Here is a 17,677-nt window from a genome sequence, read left to right on the forward strand (position 1 = left end):
AACACATCCTTATCGTCAAACAAGAATGAATAAGAAAAGTCGATTCCAAGCCTACTGGAATCGACTTTTTAGTCTTTACCGCTACTAGAATCGATTAAAATTATTAAATTTTGGAGAGTGACACACTTTTTAGTCCAATAATAAATCATCAATTTCAGGATCAACAAATAAATTTACTTTTCTACTTGAACCTCCAGTTACGTCACCTTTTATACTTCATTTAGTTACTCAACAGTAACAAAATAATTAATGCTAATGGAGGTCGATGTTATGAAAAATGTGAGTTTGTTAAATAGGGTAATGGCAAGCCTGATGCATCTATTCTCACTACTGCTAACCTTTGTTTTACCAATATTGGTATACTTAGTGGCGAAGAACAGAAATAAATACTTTGCAGATCATGCAAAAGAAGGGATGAATCTTCACTTTACTTTCTTTCCAGTCTTTCTCCTCTTGAATTTAATTTCCTTAAAATGGAGAGCGGCATCAGTTTTTTCTTATGGGCTTATCGCTTTGGAGACAGTTTTGATTTTAATTGCAGTATTGAATACTTTAATAGGGAAAAAGTTTTCTTATCCCGTTATTCGTTATTTCAAAGTTTGAAAGGTGGACTATGTAGAAAAAGAGGTGAGGAGATTTGTCAGGTATAGGTGTTTTTACTATAGGAGAGTTCATGCAAAAGTCTGGTGTCAGCATTAGAACTCTTCGATATTATGACAGTATAAATTTACTCAAACCAAGTGATTATACAGAAGGGGGACATAGACTTTATTCCGAAGATGATTTGTATACTCTTCGAAAAATAAGATCCTTACAGTTTCTTGGTCTTTCCCTAAAAGACATTCACAACATACTTCAAAAGAACTCTGTGAAGGGTGCCGACGTATTGAAGTCCTTAAACCTGCAAAAACAGTTATTTGAAGCAAAAAGTCTTGAAATCATGACTATTCTTTCTGACATAAATCATCTCATGGAAACAATAGAGGCTGAGGAAATTATTAATCTCAATATATTTAGTGCGATGGTTCAAAAATTAATGTTTGAAGAAGATACACAAAAATGGTTTGAGGATCACTTTTCTAAAGCAATCACAGATGATGTTTTAAATATAAGTAAGCCGGAAGAGATTGATTTAGATAAAAAATGGACTAAAGCTTTATCTGAAATCAAGCATTTAACGTTAACTGGAGCCATACCGTCTGCTCAAGAATCGCAAGAAGCAATTGAATCGCTTCTATCACTCATGAATAAAACCTCGAAAGGGAAATTGGAATTGATTGTAGAAAAACTACCATCTGCAAAACCTTTATCATTCCCAAATCCTTTTACAGAAAAGGAGCAAGCGTTTTTAAAAGAGGCTATGGAAGTTTATCAGAAAAATAATCCCTCATAGTAGGTCATATGTGAGGTAATTATCTTAAAGCGAAAAAATATATCGCATAGATGAGAGTTCTAGTGTATCTGAACGAAAAAGGTACTCAGAATTTGAACTAGAGCCGATAAAGGGAAGTGTGTATTAGAAGTTGAATTTACAAATTCAGCAGGCAGTGCACAATATGTTGGGAATATAATGATCCAGTAGTATTTAATCCAAATGAAGAAAAATGGGGTGATGAGCAAATGGGCAGTAATTTCGGTAAGTACGACATACCACCTACACTCCAAAGATTAATTGACTTACAAAATGTTCTTGGGGACGATGAACATTTTTACCATGGACTTAATTTTTACCTTTCTCTTGATGATTTCAGATATTTTAACACGCCAAGTGATGTGGTTGTATTTGGAAATATAGGTATGGACGGTATCCATTATGGATTCCTTACTGATTTCAGTTCTGTACCTGATCTTGAGGTAGCGCCTATTGTTTGCGTAAGTCCAATGGATTTTGAACGTCCCACTCGTATAGTGGCCAAGAATTTATGTGGATTTTTAAGAGTTAATTTAACTGACGGGGAACTGTTTTATAATCAGTTCGAAAGCGAAGAGAAGTATTTAGATGCTAAAAATCAATGGATTACAGAGGCTGCAACCCCTCAATTTCAACCGTCTGAAAATGAAATATTGATTCGAGAGAAAGTCACCAACTTTTTGATGGAGAATATTCAGATGCCTATTATTAACAATCCGTATCATTACGTTCAACAAGTGGAAATGGAACGTCAAAGAAATGTGGTTATTCAAACACAAGATAGACTAGGTGTTACTATTCCACTCTCTCAGGAAGAAAAACATGTAATATTTCCAATTCACAAAGACATAAATCCTGATTTGATATTGTTGCAGGAATACCTCTATACCTCACCAGTTGCTTCACGACTTGTATTATTTAGGGATATTCAGCTCAATTATACGTTGCAAGATAACCAAGAACTGTACAAAATAGTGGCTGACGCAATGGTCAGTATGGAACTTATCGATGAAGCCACCCGATTATCCGAAATAATATAAATTACAGCCGTATTAAAGATGCTGAGCAGAAGACATTTCACGATTGTTTGACGCCGGCACCTTATAAGAAGTGTAAAAGACAGGCTGCCAATCGGGGAATTCATTTTATTTGCAAGGGTTCACACTTGGCAATCCGGAATCAAAAGTCATCTCGTATTTTGGTGAAGCGTATACGAGGAATAAGAAAGATGATGGAGAGACAACCTTATCGTACGGAAATTAATCGGAGTTTACATTCAGGGAAGGGAAGCTAGGATTTATTAGCTACCTGAAGGTCGATGAAGAATATTTCAATCAAGTACTTGCTGATTTTGAAGGAGTTGACCTCTATTCGGAGGAAACTTCCCAAATGATTAGCACAGAGCATTCAGCAACAGGGGACCTTATTGTCACTCTACACTATCACGAAACTAGTTGGCAGTGGAAGCGTCTCACTATGGGACGCTTCTCTTTAATTACATGAACAGGCAGGAATTTCTGCAGTGGTGTTGAATAGATTAGGAAAGTAGGACAAGTTATTGTACTAATATTGAAAACATCACAGTGCAATAAATGATCGATATGTTTTAAGTGTCGTGTAGAAATGGGGTCATGTAAATGTTCTTTGTTCAAATGTCTGGCTTCCCTGGCTCAGGAAAATCCACGCTTTCACGACAAATTGCCAAGAGGACAGGAGCCGTCATCATAGATCATGATGTTGTAAAATCAGCTTTATTACAATCAACAGAGAATTTTTCGATGGATGACAAATTTGCTGGAAAGGTCTCGTACAATATTGATTGGTCATTAATTGAACTTCATTTATCACAAGGCCATAGTGTCATATTTGATAGTCCATGCTTTTATCACGAAATGATTGATAGAGGTATAAGCTTGTCTAATAAGTACAATGTAAAATATAAATACGTTGAATGCCTCCTGGATGACTTTGGAAAGGTGAATGAAAGACTAAGAAGTCGTGAAAGAATGGTAAGTCAAATAAGTGAGGTGACTTCAGAAGAGGTTTTTAAGCAAGCGGTAAAAAACAGCAAAAAACCAACTGAGCATCAGTGGATTGCTGTTGACACTGGACGACCGTTAGATAGCTATATTGATGAGGTTGTAGAGTACATAAATGAATGAAATGAAATATTTTGCTTATGAAATCATAAAAACTAACATGCGAAAAAACATCATAATAGAAAATTTCGCATGTTAGTTCAATTATTGGGATTTCTATTTTGTGGATCACCCTATGATCAATTCCACTTTTTCAAATTCACATGATCTGGCGTACCTTCTTCACCAATGATAAACTGCAGTTCAAAGTCATTAAAATGATAACGGATGTTTTTCTCTCCAGTCGACTCGATTCGGCGACTGTCCGCAGGTTTGCCGAGTTGCTCAATCAAATCTTCTTCAGTGATGCCGCCTAGATTTGTTTGGCGTTCCACGTTTGTTCCGAAGTAGCGTGCTTCCTCCAGCACGTCTTTTCCATCATATTTGAATGCGACTGACGGATTGCCCATTGAACCATGGTAATGATCATAGCCGCCTATCTTTTCCTCAGGCTCTCCGATTGCTTTGACTATGTCATTCCGTGTCGTCTTACCAATTATGAATCCTTGGTCTGGGCGGTAGACTTTCCCTTCTTTCGCATCATTGGCCAAGTCGTTGAGCGTATCAATCGCCATTTGTTTTTGTTCATCCTCCACGGATCCGGCAGAAGAATTATCGGTATTTCCTGCAACGGTTGATGAGTCGCTGTTGGTTGTACCGTTATCCGATGTTCCTGCATCGCCTATATCGTCGGTAACTGGTGGATTGTTCTCCACCGCTTCCTTCCCGTTCTCATCGTTCGCATCAGTGCATCCCGCGATAAGGATAGAGATTGTTGCTATTAATAGGATCCATTTTATCGGTTTCATAAACCATTACCCCTTTTACAAAATGTCTGTTCTATTCATTATTTTACCCTTAATGAGCCAAATGATAACGATGATATAAAATCAAGGCGATCCGTTTTCATTACAACAACGGGCAGGAACTTCTTCTGATTTGTGGAATAGAAAGGAGAGTAGGGTGAACTTGTGAAAGGTAAACATTCTATTATTAGTCTTGTCATTAGTGCAGGCTGAGAGTTGTCAATCTAGGAAAGGCGGCTGTAAGAATATGAATTCAACAATTAAAATACCGATAAGCCCCATAGCGAACCTGAACGAAGAGCTGAAATCCGCAAATCCGATTTCGATTGCAATCGGACAAAATAACGATGTATTCGTCCTGCTGGCGGAAGAGCGGCCTCCGTTAATTAACGGCAGTTTCCCTGCAACTGTTACGGAAGAAAGCTACAGTTATCATGTCGTCCATCTGAAGGACGGGCAGAAGACGGTACTGCATTTGCCGGAAGAGAAGTGGAATTATCATTACATACAGCCGATTGACGATGGTCATATATTGCTTGTCGGTGCGCGATCGTACTACCATGGTCCACAAAATATTGAGGAAAACGCACGTGTGTATGATAAAAATGGGCGTTTGATCCGGTCATTTTGTTTAGGCGACGGAATTGAGCATGTATACGTGACAAATAATCAAGAAATTTGGACAGGGTACTTTGATTAAGGTGTTTTCGGCAATTACGGCTGGGAGGAACCAGTCGGACGGAGCGGGCTTGTTGGCTGGGATGCGTCAGGTCGTAAGATGGATTCGCTTGAAGAGGACAGTGAATATTCCATTTTTGAGTGTTTGGCGCTGAATGGTGATGATGACGGCGGGATTTGGTTTTTCTTCAGTATTGATTCGAAGATTGGAGTGCGGAAAGATGGACGGACAGTATATTATTCGCCAGAAGGGATGGGTTTCCGGTCGTTTGCAATGAACGAGGAGACGATAGTAGCGTATCGCAATAGATGGGGAAGGTCACTTTTTGAGATGCAGCGTGAAGGCGATGAATTTAAGGTTGTCCATGAAATCGAGCTGATCAAGCCGAATGGTACGGCTGTGGAACCCCAATTAGTGAGCAACCGGGAGAGCAGGCTGCTGTTTTTAGACGGAGATGAGCTGTATATGTATGAATCGAAGTCGGGAGCGTGACGAAATGCAGCTGTCGTGCTCAAAGGTTTTATTCTTAAAACGGAAAGAGTTATGTAGTGAGTAGGTTCACATATGAACGAGTCTGAAAGAATAATACATAGTTTTTTAGAGTAGCTGTCACAAAATCCTTTCCTCATTCGTTTTGATTACAGAACAAATTAGGAGGGGTTTTTGTGCTTAACTATGATGTTGCAATCATTGGTGGTGGATTGGCTGGGTTGACAGCAGCTAATTTTTTGGCGAGTGAAGGAAAAAAGGTCGTTGTTTTGGACAAATCAAAACGTCTAGGTGGAAGGGCGATGACAAATGATAAAAATGGGGTTCTTATGAACTTGGGACCTCATGGATTGTATCTATCAGGGGATGCTGCAAACATTATAACTGAACTAGGAATATCTCTTCCAGGTGGGAATGCTACGAAAGATATTCATATTCACGGCATTTTAAATCACGCCGTTCATGTCATTCCAACAGATTTTTCATCGATTATGTCATCACCACTTCTTTCGTGGAAAGCTAAATTCATGCTTGGCAAATTAATGTTAAAGATTATGAGATTAGACATTTATTCCATTCCGGAAGTTTGCCTTAAGGAGTGGGTGGATTCTGAAATATCCGATCCGATGGTGAGGCATATATTTTACTCAATTTGTCGATTGACTTCCTATACGAATGCCCCGACTTTACAGCTTGCAAAGCCAGTTTTAAAGCAGGTGAAGCGTTCATTACATGCAGGTGTTTTATATATCGATGGAGGTTGGGAGACAATTGTTCAAAAACTTAAGAAGCAGGCAGAGGCGCGGGGTGCTGAAATAGTAACGAATAAAAATGTAACAAATATTGAACATCACGAGCAATATCAAATCATACGATGCTCAGATGGTACGGTCATTCAAGTTCCCAATTGCATCATTACAGCCCCTCCCAAAGAGGCAATGAACATGTTAAGTGGTGCACAACATACTTCTTTGCGTTTGTGGAATGAACAATCAATTCCTATTACGGCATGCTGTTTGGATATCGGGATTAAAAAGTTGCCTATCCCAAAACATCAATTTGCGATAGGACTCGATCAAGCTTTGTTTTTCACAAACCAATCGAGGGCTGCGAAGTTAAGTGAAGGCGGGACATTAGTTGTAAGTTTAGCAAAATACCTTAATCCAATGGAAGAAATAAACGTAAACGCAGATAAGCAACAATTAGAATCAGTAATGGATTTGCTTCATCCTGGATGGAGAAAAGAAGTCGTGGTGCAACAATTTTTACCGAAAATAACGGTAACGTATGATTTTCCACATGTAAGACGAAAAGAAAATCCGGGTCCAAGCATACCAGAAATGAAAGGAATCTTTATAGCAGGAGATTGGGCAGGACATGAAGAAGTATTAGCTGACGCAGCTGTTGCAAGTGGGAAGCGTGCAGCATTAGAAATCTTACAAGCAAACGAAATGATGTTAGTAAAGGAAGGTTAATCATTTTGGAGACTGAACAATTGTATCAGACGTATAAACTTTTGTTGTTTTCAATCGCCTACCGAATGACGGGGAGTATTGCAGATGCAGAAGATCTTGTCCAAGAGGCGTTCTTAACATATGACCGTGTTAGTAGTGAAAAAGTAATTGAAAACGAGAAAGCTTATTTATGTAAGATTGTAATGAATAGCTCCATAGACAAATTGAGATCGGCTGCAAGTAAGCGCGAGGTTTATGTTGGAGAGTGGCTGCCAGAACCATTGGTAGATGTAGGAAATGACCCTGCACATAATTATGTAATGAAGGAATCTATCTCGACCGCTTATCTCTTGCTTTTACAACAGTTAACTGAAGATGAACGAGCTGTCTACTTATTACGGGAAGTTTTCCAGTATAGCTATGAAGAAATTGCTGCTATTATTGAAAAGTCCTCTACCAATTGCAGACAGATTTTTCATAGATCTAAAAAAAGCATGGATAATCGCCCGAAAGCTTCTACACTGGATTTTCAAACAATAAGAAGCAGCGTAGAACAATTTACGGTAGCACTTCAAAAAGGGAATATCCCTAAAATGCTAGAGTTGTTGAAGACAGATTCTGTATTCATTTCTGACGGAGGCGGCAAAGTAAAAGCTGCGCTAAATCCAATCTATTCATCAGAGCGCATTGTCCTATTGTTTACAAGCATTATGAAAAAGCTGCCTGAAAACGCAAGAATGGATTTCGAAGTTGTAAATGGGTACCCAGGCGTAGTCGTGTCAATTAATGACTATGTCGCTTATGTCGTCTCGATGGAGTTTCAAGACGATAAAATTAAGAATATATATATGGTATCAAATCCGGATAAATTGGAGCACTTGCAAAAATGAATGAGGCACGAGTATGATGGATTTTTTATTGAATAAAATTACGGGTGGAAAACAGCAAAACGCTATTCTCCACCCGTTTTTTTATGAGTTCTAGACCTTCCCAGAAAGGTTCTCAATCATGTACAAAAGTTCTCAATCCAACTCACCTAAACTCACTTCTTGTCCTTATCCTCATAAAACACATTGAAATTCGGATCAATCGTGCCGATATTCAAATGCCTTGCCTTATAATCGCGCAGCAACTCGAAGAACTTCTTACTTAAGAACATGATGACGATCAAGTTGATGAAAGTCGGAATCGCAGTCGTGATATCCGCAAAATACCATACAGCTTTACCAGGCATGTCATAGTAGACGGCGTAGACGACCATGAGTAATCCCGGTACTGGATAGAGCCATTTATAGAACGCGATAGTTTTATTCTTCACCTTTACCTTCTTCTCTCCGCCGAACAGATGACGCAAAATGATTTCGTAATACGTGTACCAGCCGGTCGTCGTCGTCAATCCGAATAGGAAAACGGAAAGGGCGATGATGTACCTGCCTGTTTGCCCGATGCCTGCTTCAAATGCCGATAATGTAAGTGCCGCTCCGTCAAGGCCGGATGACCAGACGCCTGTAATAATAATTGTGAATGCGGTCATCGAACAGATAATGATCGTATCGACAAATACTTCCATAGCCCCCCACATACCTTGTTTGACGGGATGATTTGTTTTCGCTGTTGAGTGGATCATAGGCGAAGTACCCCAACCTGCTTCGTTACTGTAAACCGCTCGGGCCACACCCATCCGGATTACTTGAGCAATGACTGCACCCGTAAAGCCACCGACTGCGGCCATTCCTGTAAATGCACTATCAAAAATAAGTACAAACACTGGGCCAATTTGGTCGAAATTCCTGAGGATGATAAAGAGAGAGGCCAGAACATAAAAGATACTCATGAAGGGAATCAGTTTCGTCGCAATTTCGCCGATCCGTTTAATTCCTCCGTAGATGATGACGTAAATAAGTGTCACGTAAATGAGAGAAGAAGGAATCATGCCGATGTTGAATGTCGAGCTGACAGCTTCAGAAACCGTATAGTTTTGAAGGGTAATGAAAAATGTCGTGAAGATACCGAATCCGAAAAGAATAGCTGGTATTTTCCAATACTTAAATTTCTTTTCCTCGCCTAATCCTTTTTCCATGTAATACGTCGGCCCGCCATAAGGATTGCCTTTTTCATCGGTGCCGCGATAATGGACAGCCAATGTGACTTCTACCGTTTTTGTCATCATGCCTAAGAGTGCAGTAATCCACATCCAAAATACCGCTCCGGGACCACCTACCGCAATGGCGGTCGCTACTCCGCCGATATTGCCGACCCCGACACTTCCTCCAATTGCAGTGCTGACAGCCTGGAATGGCGTCAATATGCCTTTTGCATTTTCAAACTTTTCCTTTTTTGTGAAGAGCTTACCGAACGTCGCTTTAAAAATATGAGGTAAATAACTAATCTGAAAGAACTTGCTGCCGAGTGTAAAGTAAAGCCCGACAAACAATACTGTAAAGATGAGCGGCAACCCCCATAACCACCCCACGATTGTTTCTAAAATCTTGTCCATTCTTTTTCTCCTCTCTATTGAGTCAGAATCTTTTGTCTACTGTATGTGAATAGAGATAAATTGATTACTTAATTTAGAGATATGAATAAATTAAATTCATAGTATAATATTGGAAAGGGGGATGCTGCTATGCCACATGTTCACAGTTACTGGGGAATGCCTGATGAAAAAACAATGAATGGGATTTTAATAGTACATAATCAAATTTTTGCAAACGGCGTTGAATTATTGGAGAAAGTCGTAATTCGACCGAATGTCCTTGTTGTTGTCGCCCTTGAGAAGGATGAAGTGGTCGGCTATAAGATTGGATATAGTCTATCAGAAAACCGCTATTACAGCTGGTATGGGGGAGTTCACGAGGAATATAGAGGAAGGGGGATTGCCTCCAAGCTTATGGAGCTCCAACACCGTCTTGTAAAGGATGCAGGTTATGAAACAATCGAAACGAAAACGAGAAATAAATGGAGAAATATGTTGATATTGAACATAAAACATGGATTTGATATAATGGAAACTTTTACTGACATTGAGGGAATTCATCGGATTGTATTGGAAAAAGATCTATAGAGAATAAGGAAAAAAGGTGAGCTTGAAATGAAAAGAATATTGATTGGATTGTTCGCGGTTATAATGTTTTTGACTGGCTGTGGTAAAGGATATTGGATAATGAATAAGAAGAACCTTGACGATGAGCCGGCGGTCAGGATGTATGTGAACTACTTGCAAAATGATAAGACAGAGCGAAAAGGCTTCAAGGTCATTGATATTGCAGAAGGCAAAAAGATGGTCGTCGTTTCAACAGGTACGAGCGATCGTGAATTGGAAGCGGTCAGTGTAGAATACTTGGAAGACCAAACAGTTGTCACTGTTCGAGAAAATGAAGCAAACAGCGATGAAGTAAACCCTTATATTCTGATCGGTCTTGAACATCCCGTCAGCAAGTTCAAAGTGGTCAATGAAGATGGAGAAGAATACGAGATCGGTTTCTAATATTATTAAAGGGGGGGGGGGCGTTAGCCAGCCCCCTCGGTTTTTGGATTACCATTTTTTATAAGGCAAGAACTTTCCGTTTAATGTAACAACAACACGATCACCAGCTGGATCTTCCTCTTTATCGATATCCATTGTAAAATCAATAGCGCTCATAATACCGTCGCCGAATTTCTCATGAATGACAGCTTTCATCGTTGTTCCGTATACTTGCAAAATTTCATGGAATCGATACAGTAATGGATCGACAGGAATTCGTTCGTCCAAAGATCCTTTCATTGGGTATTCCTGTAAAGCATCTGAAATGGAAGGGTCTAAATCTAGCAAGTTAACTAACGCATGAACTTCTTCAGCATTCATCGAAGCCTGCCCCATGATTGCGGACGCTACCCAAACAGGGTGACGACCGACAGTTTCTGCGATTTCATCAAACGTTAATCCTTTTTCTCTCTTCGCAAGCAAAATTGCCTCAGTTGCCATTTCTTTTGAATACTTTTCTTGTTTGCCCAAATGAATCCTCTCCTTTGAACTTGTTACTAATAGCGTAACACTTCTAAAATTATAGAGAGCATGTATATATGAATCTTCAATGACATCTAATTACGTCATAACAAAAAGTTATGAAATATTATAATAACAATCGAATTTTCTTATCTGTATTGGAGGAGTATACTTAAGTTATACACAGGGGGTGTTCTTGATGGAATATATTTCGCTCTTTTTCATCGGTGCAATTGCAACGACAATCGGTACGTTAGCGGGAGGCGGCGGATTGATTAGTCTTCCTGCGATGTTGCTGCTCGGCGTGCCGATTCACTCTGCTATTGGCGCGAACAAAGTATCTAACACGGTCAGTTCATTCTCAAGCTTCCTTTTCCTTTTAAGACATAAGCAGATTTCATTGCGAGAATCTTTCTGGATTATACCTGTAAGTTTAATAGGTGGAATTAGTGGTGGGTTCATTGCAACAAAGCTTTCAGAAGATCACTTATATATTTTGGCGATTATTCTTTTATCATTTGCATTCATCACATCGTTCATCGGAAAAGGGGATTTCGGTGGGCATGAGAAATTGAAATTTGGTAAATGGAGTGCGCCTGGATTGTATGGCATCGGGATTTACGATGGACTATTCGGTCCCGGGCAAGGCACATTGATGTTGTATTTATTCGGCCATTTAAAAGTGGCGTATATAAAAGCAGTCGGTTATGTTCGTCTGGCTACATTCTCAAGTTGTTTCGGGGCGGCGATCACTTATATCGCAGCAGGAAAAATCATTTGGCCGCTTACACTTATGTTAATGTTAGGGTCAATTACGGGAGCGCAGACTGGCGTCCGGATTGCGGAAAAACTGAAACCAAAATTTGTGAAGCCGATCTTACGAGTTGTGACAGTTATGTTGATTGTACAAATTATCGTTGAGAATATTGGATAATAAAAATAAAATAGCAAGAATACGAAAGCTGTCCGAAAAATTTCTGGACAGCTTCAATGATTATTAGTGCTCCTTCAATTCCGAAATCGAAACTTCTGACCTTTCCTCCATAGCTTGGCGCAAGTGAACAGTAGCAGTTCGATCATCCTCGTGAACTTTATCTATCCACACCGAAACTCCGTTATAACTTACCATGATCTCATCCGGTGAGGACACAATTTGACGCGCTCGTTGACTATCCAAAATAATTCCCTCCTAATTAAGATCTATGCCCAGCCCTCTTACTATGGATGAAAAGCTGGAGCTTACTCATCCCTTATATAGGTAGATCTTCAGGTTATCGCTTTGATCTACTGTTGCCAATAAGATGTCCGATGCTTGAACATTGTGCAATGTCATTTTATTCTGCAACCACTCCATATCCTTGCCTACATTGCTCAAGGACTCCCGATCAATTCTTCCTTCTTTCACAACGATAATTGGAAATGAAAATGGGTTCGTAACGATTTGCATATCAGTAGGTGTCAAAGCTTGATATTGAGGGGAAAGGAAGAGGGAAATGGTTCCGTCCGGTTCCCATAATGCCAAAGCTACTTTCTCTATATCTTCGATTTTTTCTTTGCGCAGTTCAGATAATAAATGATCAATAGTAATACGAGCTTTTGCTAGGTTCGAATATATCAATTCACCATGTTTGATAAGTGGATATGGGTCGGGTTCCACCAACTTACGCAACTTACCCCATTTTAACGTTGCATACACGGAAGAAATATACAGGACGATTAATACAGATGTCGTAATCAAGGAGCCCTTCATCCCTAGTTTTTCATCGGATAGAGGGTGTGCTAATATATTTCCGATAATTAAGGCGACAGTAAAGTCGATCAATCTCAATTGGGAAATGGAACGTTCACCCATTAGCTTCGTTGCAAATAATAAAAAGAAAAAAGCGATAACCGCACGCAACACCCATTGGATTGCTGTCAGTGTTTCTTGGCTTTGAAAAAAATCCATCAATGCTCACTTCCTAGTAACATGCATTTGCTCTGCTGGATGTAGTATGTGAGGGGAAGATGGTTATGATACGTAAAGATAATTGAAACGGACTGCCATCAGATTCTTACTAGGTGGAGTTCATACAAAGAAGGTGAAAGCATGATCTGGACAATGGGAGTAACAACGGACGATGAATTCATTTACGACTTCCCAATACATGAAATCTCTAAGCTCTCTTTACAATGGTACTGGGTGGACTTTGACCAGCCGGATGCAGAAGAGGCATCATTGCTTCAATCGTACTTCGCATTCCATCCGCTCGCATTGGAGGATTGTTACGGCCGCATTCAGCGCCCGAAGTTGGATCATTATGACGGCTATACATTTTTTGCCTTGCACTCGATCTGCAATGAAGATTTTAGTGCGGAAGAAGTGGACCTGTTTCTAGGCGATAATTATGTCATCTCCTTTCATTACACACAATTACAGGAAATCGACAAGGCGAGAGAATCCATTATGCAAAATCCAATGATATGGGAGCGGGGACATGTCCACGTTACTTATGAAATTTTGGATAAAATCGTCGATCAATACTTTCCAATCCTTTATAATATCGAAGACCATTTGGACGAAATCGAAGAGAAATTATCACCGAAAACCGTCCAATTATCGATGGATTATGTATTTGAAGTGCGTGGAGACCTATTACGCCTCAGGAGAACGATTTATCCGATGAGAGAGCTGCTGTACAGAATGCTCGAGTCGAAAAGATTGGATTTCATTCCCCATGAGCAAACGTACTTTTCTGATATATACGACCATCTTATCCGATTAAGTGACATGATCGATTCCAATCGACAGCTCACTTCGGATATCCGTGATAGTCAACTATCCATCAATTCCAACCAAATGAATAGCGTCATGATGACGTTGACGATCATCTCCTCAGTCTTTATTCCGTTGACTTTCATTGCGGGTTTATATGGGATGAATTTTGATTGGATGCCGGAGCTCCATTTCCGATATGGCTATCCGATCGTTCTTCTCACAATGCTTCTTATTGGAATTGCAATGATTGGTTGGTTTACGTATAAAGGATGGTTCCGGATCAATAAATCATAAACGAAAACCCTCTCGATCTCATGGAGAGGGTTTTCGTAATGAAAAGATTTGGATGGCTTCATATTTCGGAGTTTTTGACGGATGGATCTTGAAGAGTGAAAACTCATCGACGTGAAATGGAATAGGTGTACATGCTTCTTTTTGTATCGGGAATTCTCCATTGACCTTGCGCTTTTTTGCAATTGTAATATGTGGAGTGAAACGATTATCTTGTTCGATTCCCAACTGATCGGCTCCAATTGACGCGATGGATTGCTGCAATGCATGTAGCTCATTCGATTGCTGAACGGATAAATAAACGACGCGAGGACCTGTTGGAGATCCGAAAAATGATAGACCATCTATGGTCAGCATGAAATCGCTATGATTGGTGGCGATTGATGAAAGATTGGCCTTCAAAGGTTCAACTTTCTGTTCAGGAAGTGCACCGATGAACAGCAAAGTAATGTGCAAATCATCCAAATGGGGAATCGCTTTATAGATGTTTTGCAATCCGTATTGCTCCCTGTATTGATTTACAACATGCTCGATTGTAGCAGGAGCTTTGATTCCAATGAAATAATGATGCACTGTTTTCGCCTCCTTATAACTAACTCGTCTCCTATTGTAGCCTATTTTCGATTTTGTGAAACATGAGGCATGTGCCCGTATGTTCCTATGTTACATATAAATAAGAATGGTGACTAAAACTATTCGGAAGGGGATTTTATTGGACGATAGCCAAAACCGAAAAGACGCTCAACTGGAACAGTTCCGCGTTAATAACTACGGGAAGAAAATGACGACGAACCAAGGCTTGAAAGTGTCAAATGATGAAGATTCATTGAAGGCAGGGGTGCGTGGTCCGACATTATTGGAGGATTTTCATCTTCGGGAGAAGCTTACCCATTTCGATCATGAGCGGATACCAGAAAGAGTTGTACACGCGAGAGGATTTGCAGCGCATGGAGTATTCGAATTATACAGATCCATGAAGGAGTTTACGAAAGCAGGATTTCTACAAAATCCCGGTACAAAAACACCGATATTCACTAGATTCTCAACGGTTGTCGGAAGTAAAGGCTCACCAGATACAGTAAGGGATGTACGCGGATTTGCGACCAAGTTTTACACAGAGGAAGGGAACTTCGATCTCGTCGCCAATAATATGCCAGTCTTTTTCATTCAAGATGGTATGAAATTCCCGGATATCGTCCACGCCATCAAGCCCGAACCGCATAATGAAATGCCTCAAGCGGCTTCTGCCCATGATACGTTCTGGGATTTTGTTGCGAATAATCAGGAGTCGGCTCATATGATCATGTGGCTTATGTCTGACCGGGGTATTCCAAGGAGCTTTAGGATGATGCAAGGATTTGGTGTGCATACGTTCCGCCTTGTCAATGCGGAAGGGAAAGCTACATTCGTCAAATTTCATATAAAACCAATACTTGGCGTCCATTCTCTCGTTTGGGATGAAGCACAAAAGGTCTCCGGGAAAGATCCGGATTTCCATCGACGAGATCTATGGGAAAACATTGAGCATGGAAATGTAGTGGAATATGAAATCGGAGTGCAAATGCTCAGAGAAGAAGACGAGTTTATATTCGATTTCGATATTTTGGATTCGACGAAAATTTGGCCAGAAGAAATTATTCCTGTCCAGATGTTTGGCAAAATTACATTGAACCAGAATGTGGATAATGTCTTTGCTGAAACAGAACAAGTCGCATTCCATGTCGGCAACGTCGTACCTGGCATCGACTTCACAAATGATCCACTACTACAAGGAAGGCTTTTTTCTTATTTGGATACACAATTGATTCGTCTTGGTGGACCGAACTTCGTCGAAATTCCGATTAATCGACCAATATGTCCGTTCCATAATAATCAGCGGGATGGTTTCAGCCGCCAGCGAATTGACGTAGGGCAAGTCAGTTACCATAAAAATTCATTGGCACGGAATACACCGTCCACTTCAACTTGGGAAGAAGGAGGTTATGTCCATTACGCTGAAAAAGTAGAAGGGCGCATCATTCAAGGGAGAAGCGAATCATTCAATGACCATTTCTCGCAAGCGCGCTTATTCTGGAATAGCATGACAGAACCGGAAAAGCAACATATAACTGATGCTTTCATTTTCGAAGTGGGGAAAGTGAAATCCGTCGACGTCAGACAGCAAGTCGTCGATATGTTTGTCAACGTCGATAGGGGATTGGCGATAGCGATAGCGGATGCAGTTGGGGTCAATCGCCCAACCGGGGAAAATGTCGACGTTTCAGCGGCTTCACCAGCCCTTAGCCAAGAACGGACACCGAGATATCCGAATACGCTTAAAGTCGGCGTGCTAATAGGTGAAGGCTTCAACGGTAGAGAGGTGAAAGCGGTCGTTAAAACATTATTGAACAACGGGGTTACTGTTGATATCGTCGGCGAACGTTTAGGCAGCCTTACGGGAGCTGACGGTGTAAAAGTTGTGATGAATGAAACCTTTGCAACGACTTCACCCGTCCTTCTTGACTCGATATATGTTGTCGGTGGAAATGCTGCAAATCAGGCAAAGTTTGAAAAGGATATCGAGGATTTTATTAACGAGACGTATCGGCATTTTAAACCGATTGGCGTAGCTTCTACAGGAGAAGCCATTTTTAAGAAATCTGATGCAAGACCAGGGCCTGGCGTCGTTATTGCGTCAGCATCCGGTGCCGATTTCCCGAATGATTTCATTCAAGCCATTACGCAACAGCGTTTTTGGAACCGAAATATCTATTCCGATTGAAATATCCGCTCCAATCCCTTTTGGAGCGGTTTTTCTGTATAATCAAGCAAAGGGGGAATGACAGTTGATACGGACACTCATTTTTGATTTGGATGATACGCTATTATGGGATCAGAAAAGCATTGCGACAGCATTTGAGAAAACTTGTCAATACGCTGCGGAAGGGCATGACATTGATGCATCGCAATTGGAAGCTGCGGTTCGAGAAGCTGCAAGGGAACTGTATGCAGCGTATGATACATATGCCTACACGCAAATGATAGGAATCAATCCTTTCGAGGGATTATGGGGAACATTCGATGACCCAGGCGAAGAATTCGAGCGGATGAAAGAAATCATTTCAGATTATCAGCGCGATACATGGACGATAGGGCTTGAAAAACTTGGGATTGATAACGGGGAATTCGCTGAAACGCTAGCTGCGCGGTTTATTGAGGAACGAAAAAATTCGCCATTTGTTTACGATGAGACATTCTCCGTCCTAGACAGGTTAAAAGGCAAATTCAAACTTGTCCTTTTGACGAACGGCTCTCCTTCCCTACAACAAACAAAATTGGAAATCACCCCAGAGCTGGCTCCTTATTTCGATCGAATCATCGTTTCGGGCGCATTTGGCAAAGGGAAGCCGGATTCATCCATTTTCGAGCATGTGTTAGAGGAAACAGGGACATCTGCTGACGAAGCTCTTATGGTTGGCGATAATTTACTCACAGACATTTTAGGTTCTTCCCGTGTAGGAATGCGTTCCGTTTGGATTAATCGGGAAGGGAAATCGGTGCATCCGGACATTCAGCCGACGTATGAAATAAATCATTTAGATGAGCTTTTTCCAATTTTAGAGAAGATGAAAAGGTGAGTCCCCATTGGTGGGGCTCACCTTATTAACTTGCAAAGGTCATTTA

Annotated in this window: 20 protein-coding genes; 14 read left to right on the plus strand and 6 right to left on the minus strand. The window is 40.5% G+C overall.

Going from position 1 to position 17,677, the window contains the following annotated elements; all coding sequences use genetic code 11:
- Positions 1 to 270: 270 nt before the first annotated feature.
- The 4 genes from AC0L13_RS05615 (at position 271) to AC0L13_RS05630 (ending at position 3,573) form a co-directional block, all read left to right on the plus strand.
- Entirely contained in the window at positions 271 to 603 is a 333-nt protein-coding gene (locus AC0L13_RS05615; protein ID WP_473644813.1) for a magnetosome magnetite crystal formation protein family, read from the plus strand.
- 34 nt (positions 604 to 637) lie between these two features.
- On the plus strand, positions 638 to 1,393 hold the full coding sequence (locus AC0L13_RS05620; RefSeq protein ID WP_473644815.1) for a MerR family transcriptional regulator: 756 nt from the start codon (positions 638 to 640) through the stop codon (positions 1,391 to 1,393).
- A 227-nt stretch (positions 1,394 to 1,620) separates the two neighbouring features.
- Positions 1,621 to 2,451, plus strand: a complete 831-nt coding sequence (locus AC0L13_RS05625) for a hypothetical protein (protein WP_473644817.1) — start codon at positions 1,621 to 1,623, stop codon at positions 2,449 to 2,451.
- Positions 2,452 to 3,048: 597 nt separating this feature from the next.
- Entirely contained in the window at positions 3,049 to 3,573 is a 525-nt protein-coding gene (locus tag AC0L13_RS05630; protein ID WP_473644820.1) for a P-loop nucleotide/nucleoside kinase family protein, read from the plus strand.
- Between the two features lie 116 nt (positions 3,574 to 3,689).
- On the opposite strand, the gene AC0L13_RS05635 is transcribed toward AC0L13_RS05630, so the two are convergent.
- Positions 3,690 to 4,358 carry a YjgB family protein gene (locus tag AC0L13_RS05635; protein ID WP_473644822.1) on the minus strand — a complete coding sequence of 223 codons (669 nt, stop codon included), beginning with the start codon at positions 4,356 to 4,358 and terminating at the stop codon, positions 3,690 to 3,692.
- 244 nt (positions 4,359 to 4,602) lie between these two features.
- Here AC0L13_RS05635 and AC0L13_RS05640 point away from each other — a divergent pair, with 244 nt between their 5' ends.
- The 4 genes from AC0L13_RS05640 to AC0L13_RS05655 all read left to right on the plus strand — a co-directional run bounded on the left by AC0L13_RS05640 (position 4,603) and on the right by AC0L13_RS05655 (position 7,867).
- Positions 4,603 to 5,055, plus strand: a complete 453-nt coding sequence (locus AC0L13_RS05640) for a hypothetical protein (protein ID WP_473644825.1) — start codon at positions 4,603 to 4,605, stop codon at positions 5,053 to 5,055.
- Between the two features lie 78 nt (positions 5,056 to 5,133).
- Positions 5,134 to 5,526, plus strand: coding sequence for a hypothetical protein (locus tag AC0L13_RS05645; protein ID WP_473644827.1), 393 nt, complete (start codon positions 5,134 to 5,136; stop codon positions 5,524 to 5,526).
- A 173-nt stretch (positions 5,527 to 5,699) separates the two neighbouring features.
- The gene (locus AC0L13_RS05650) at positions 5,700 to 6,998 is read left to right on the plus strand and encodes a phytoene desaturase family protein (protein ID WP_473644829.1); all 1,299 of its coding nucleotides are present in this window, start codon (positions 5,700 to 5,702) and stop codon (positions 6,996 to 6,998) included.
- A 5-nt stretch (positions 6,999 to 7,003) separates the two neighbouring features.
- Positions 7,004 to 7,867, plus strand: a complete 864-nt coding sequence (locus AC0L13_RS05655; RefSeq protein ID WP_473644831.1) for an RNA polymerase sigma-70 factor — start codon at positions 7,004 to 7,006, stop codon at positions 7,865 to 7,867.
- 152 nt (positions 7,868 to 8,019) lie between these two features.
- Here the strand turns inward: AC0L13_RS05655 and AC0L13_RS05660 are convergent, their stop codons facing one another.
- Positions 8,020 to 9,474 carry an alanine/glycine:cation symporter family protein gene (locus tag AC0L13_RS05660; protein ID WP_473644833.1) on the minus strand — a complete coding sequence of 485 codons (1,455 nt, stop codon included), beginning with the start codon at positions 9,472 to 9,474 and terminating at the stop codon, positions 8,020 to 8,022.
- Between the two features lie 129 nt (positions 9,475 to 9,603).
- Here AC0L13_RS05660 and AC0L13_RS05665 point away from each other — a divergent pair, with 129 nt between their 5' ends.
- Together AC0L13_RS05665 and AC0L13_RS05670 are read left to right on the plus strand one after the other, a co-directional pair.
- Positions 9,604 to 10,041, plus strand: a complete 438-nt coding sequence (locus AC0L13_RS05665; RefSeq protein ID WP_473644835.1) for a GNAT family N-acetyltransferase — start codon at positions 9,604 to 9,606, stop codon at positions 10,039 to 10,041.
- A 27-nt stretch (positions 10,042 to 10,068) separates the two neighbouring features.
- Entirely contained in the window at positions 10,069 to 10,464 is a 396-nt protein-coding gene (locus tag AC0L13_RS05670) for a hypothetical protein (RefSeq protein WP_473644836.1), read from the plus strand.
- A 48-nt stretch (positions 10,465 to 10,512) separates the two neighbouring features.
- Here AC0L13_RS05670 and cynS read toward each other — a convergent pair whose 3' ends face one another.
- Positions 10,513 to 10,974 carry a cyanase gene (cynS, locus tag AC0L13_RS05675; RefSeq protein ID WP_473644838.1) on the minus strand — a complete coding sequence of 154 codons (462 nt, stop codon included), beginning with the start codon at positions 10,972 to 10,974 and terminating at the stop codon, positions 10,513 to 10,515.
- Between the two features lie 190 nt (positions 10,975 to 11,164).
- Here cynS and AC0L13_RS05680 point away from each other — a divergent pair, with 190 nt between their 5' ends.
- A complete protein-coding gene (locus tag AC0L13_RS05680; RefSeq protein ID WP_473644840.1) occupies positions 11,165 to 11,899 on the plus strand; it encodes a sulfite exporter TauE/SafE family protein in 735 nt (244 codons plus the stop codon).
- Between the two features lie 63 nt (positions 11,900 to 11,962).
- Here AC0L13_RS05680 and AC0L13_RS05685 read toward each other — a convergent pair whose 3' ends face one another.
- Positions 11,963 to 12,142, minus strand: a complete 180-nt coding sequence (locus AC0L13_RS05685) for an H-type small acid-soluble spore protein (protein ID WP_473644842.1) — start codon at positions 12,140 to 12,142, stop codon at positions 11,963 to 11,965.
- A gap of 66 nt (positions 12,143 to 12,208) precedes the next feature.
- Positions 12,209 to 12,913, minus strand: a complete 705-nt coding sequence (locus AC0L13_RS05690; RefSeq protein ID WP_473644844.1) for a DUF421 domain-containing protein — start codon at positions 12,911 to 12,913, stop codon at positions 12,209 to 12,211.
- A 141-nt stretch (positions 12,914 to 13,054) separates the two neighbouring features.
- On the opposite strand from AC0L13_RS05690, the gene corA reads away from it, so the two are divergent.
- A complete protein-coding gene (gene corA, locus AC0L13_RS05695) occupies positions 13,055 to 14,017 on the plus strand; it encodes a magnesium/cobalt transporter CorA (RefSeq protein WP_473644846.1) in 963 nt (320 codons plus the stop codon).
- Positions 14,018 to 14,035: 18 nt separating this feature from the next.
- Here the strand turns inward: corA and thpR are convergent, their stop codons facing one another.
- Positions 14,036 to 14,587 (minus strand): RNA 2',3'-cyclic phosphodiesterase, encoded by a 552-nt coding sequence (thpR, locus tag AC0L13_RS05700; RefSeq protein ID WP_473644848.1) that lies wholly within the window; start codon positions 14,585 to 14,587, stop codon positions 14,036 to 14,038.
- A gap of 106 nt (positions 14,588 to 14,693) precedes the next feature.
- Between thpR and AC0L13_RS05705 the strand changes: the two genes are divergently transcribed.
- The gene (locus tag AC0L13_RS05705; RefSeq protein ID WP_473644850.1) at positions 14,694 to 16,775 is read left to right on the plus strand and encodes a catalase; all 2,082 of its coding nucleotides are present in this window, start codon (positions 14,694 to 14,696) and stop codon (positions 16,773 to 16,775) included.
- A 64-nt stretch (positions 16,776 to 16,839) separates the two neighbouring features.
- A complete protein-coding gene (locus AC0L13_RS05710) occupies positions 16,840 to 17,631 on the plus strand; it encodes an HAD family hydrolase (RefSeq protein ID WP_473644852.1) in 792 nt (263 codons plus the stop codon).
- The last annotated feature ends 46 nt before the right edge of the window (positions 17,632 to 17,677 follow it).

It is taken from the genome of Sporosarcina sp. QA0331 (assembly GCF_055808055.1).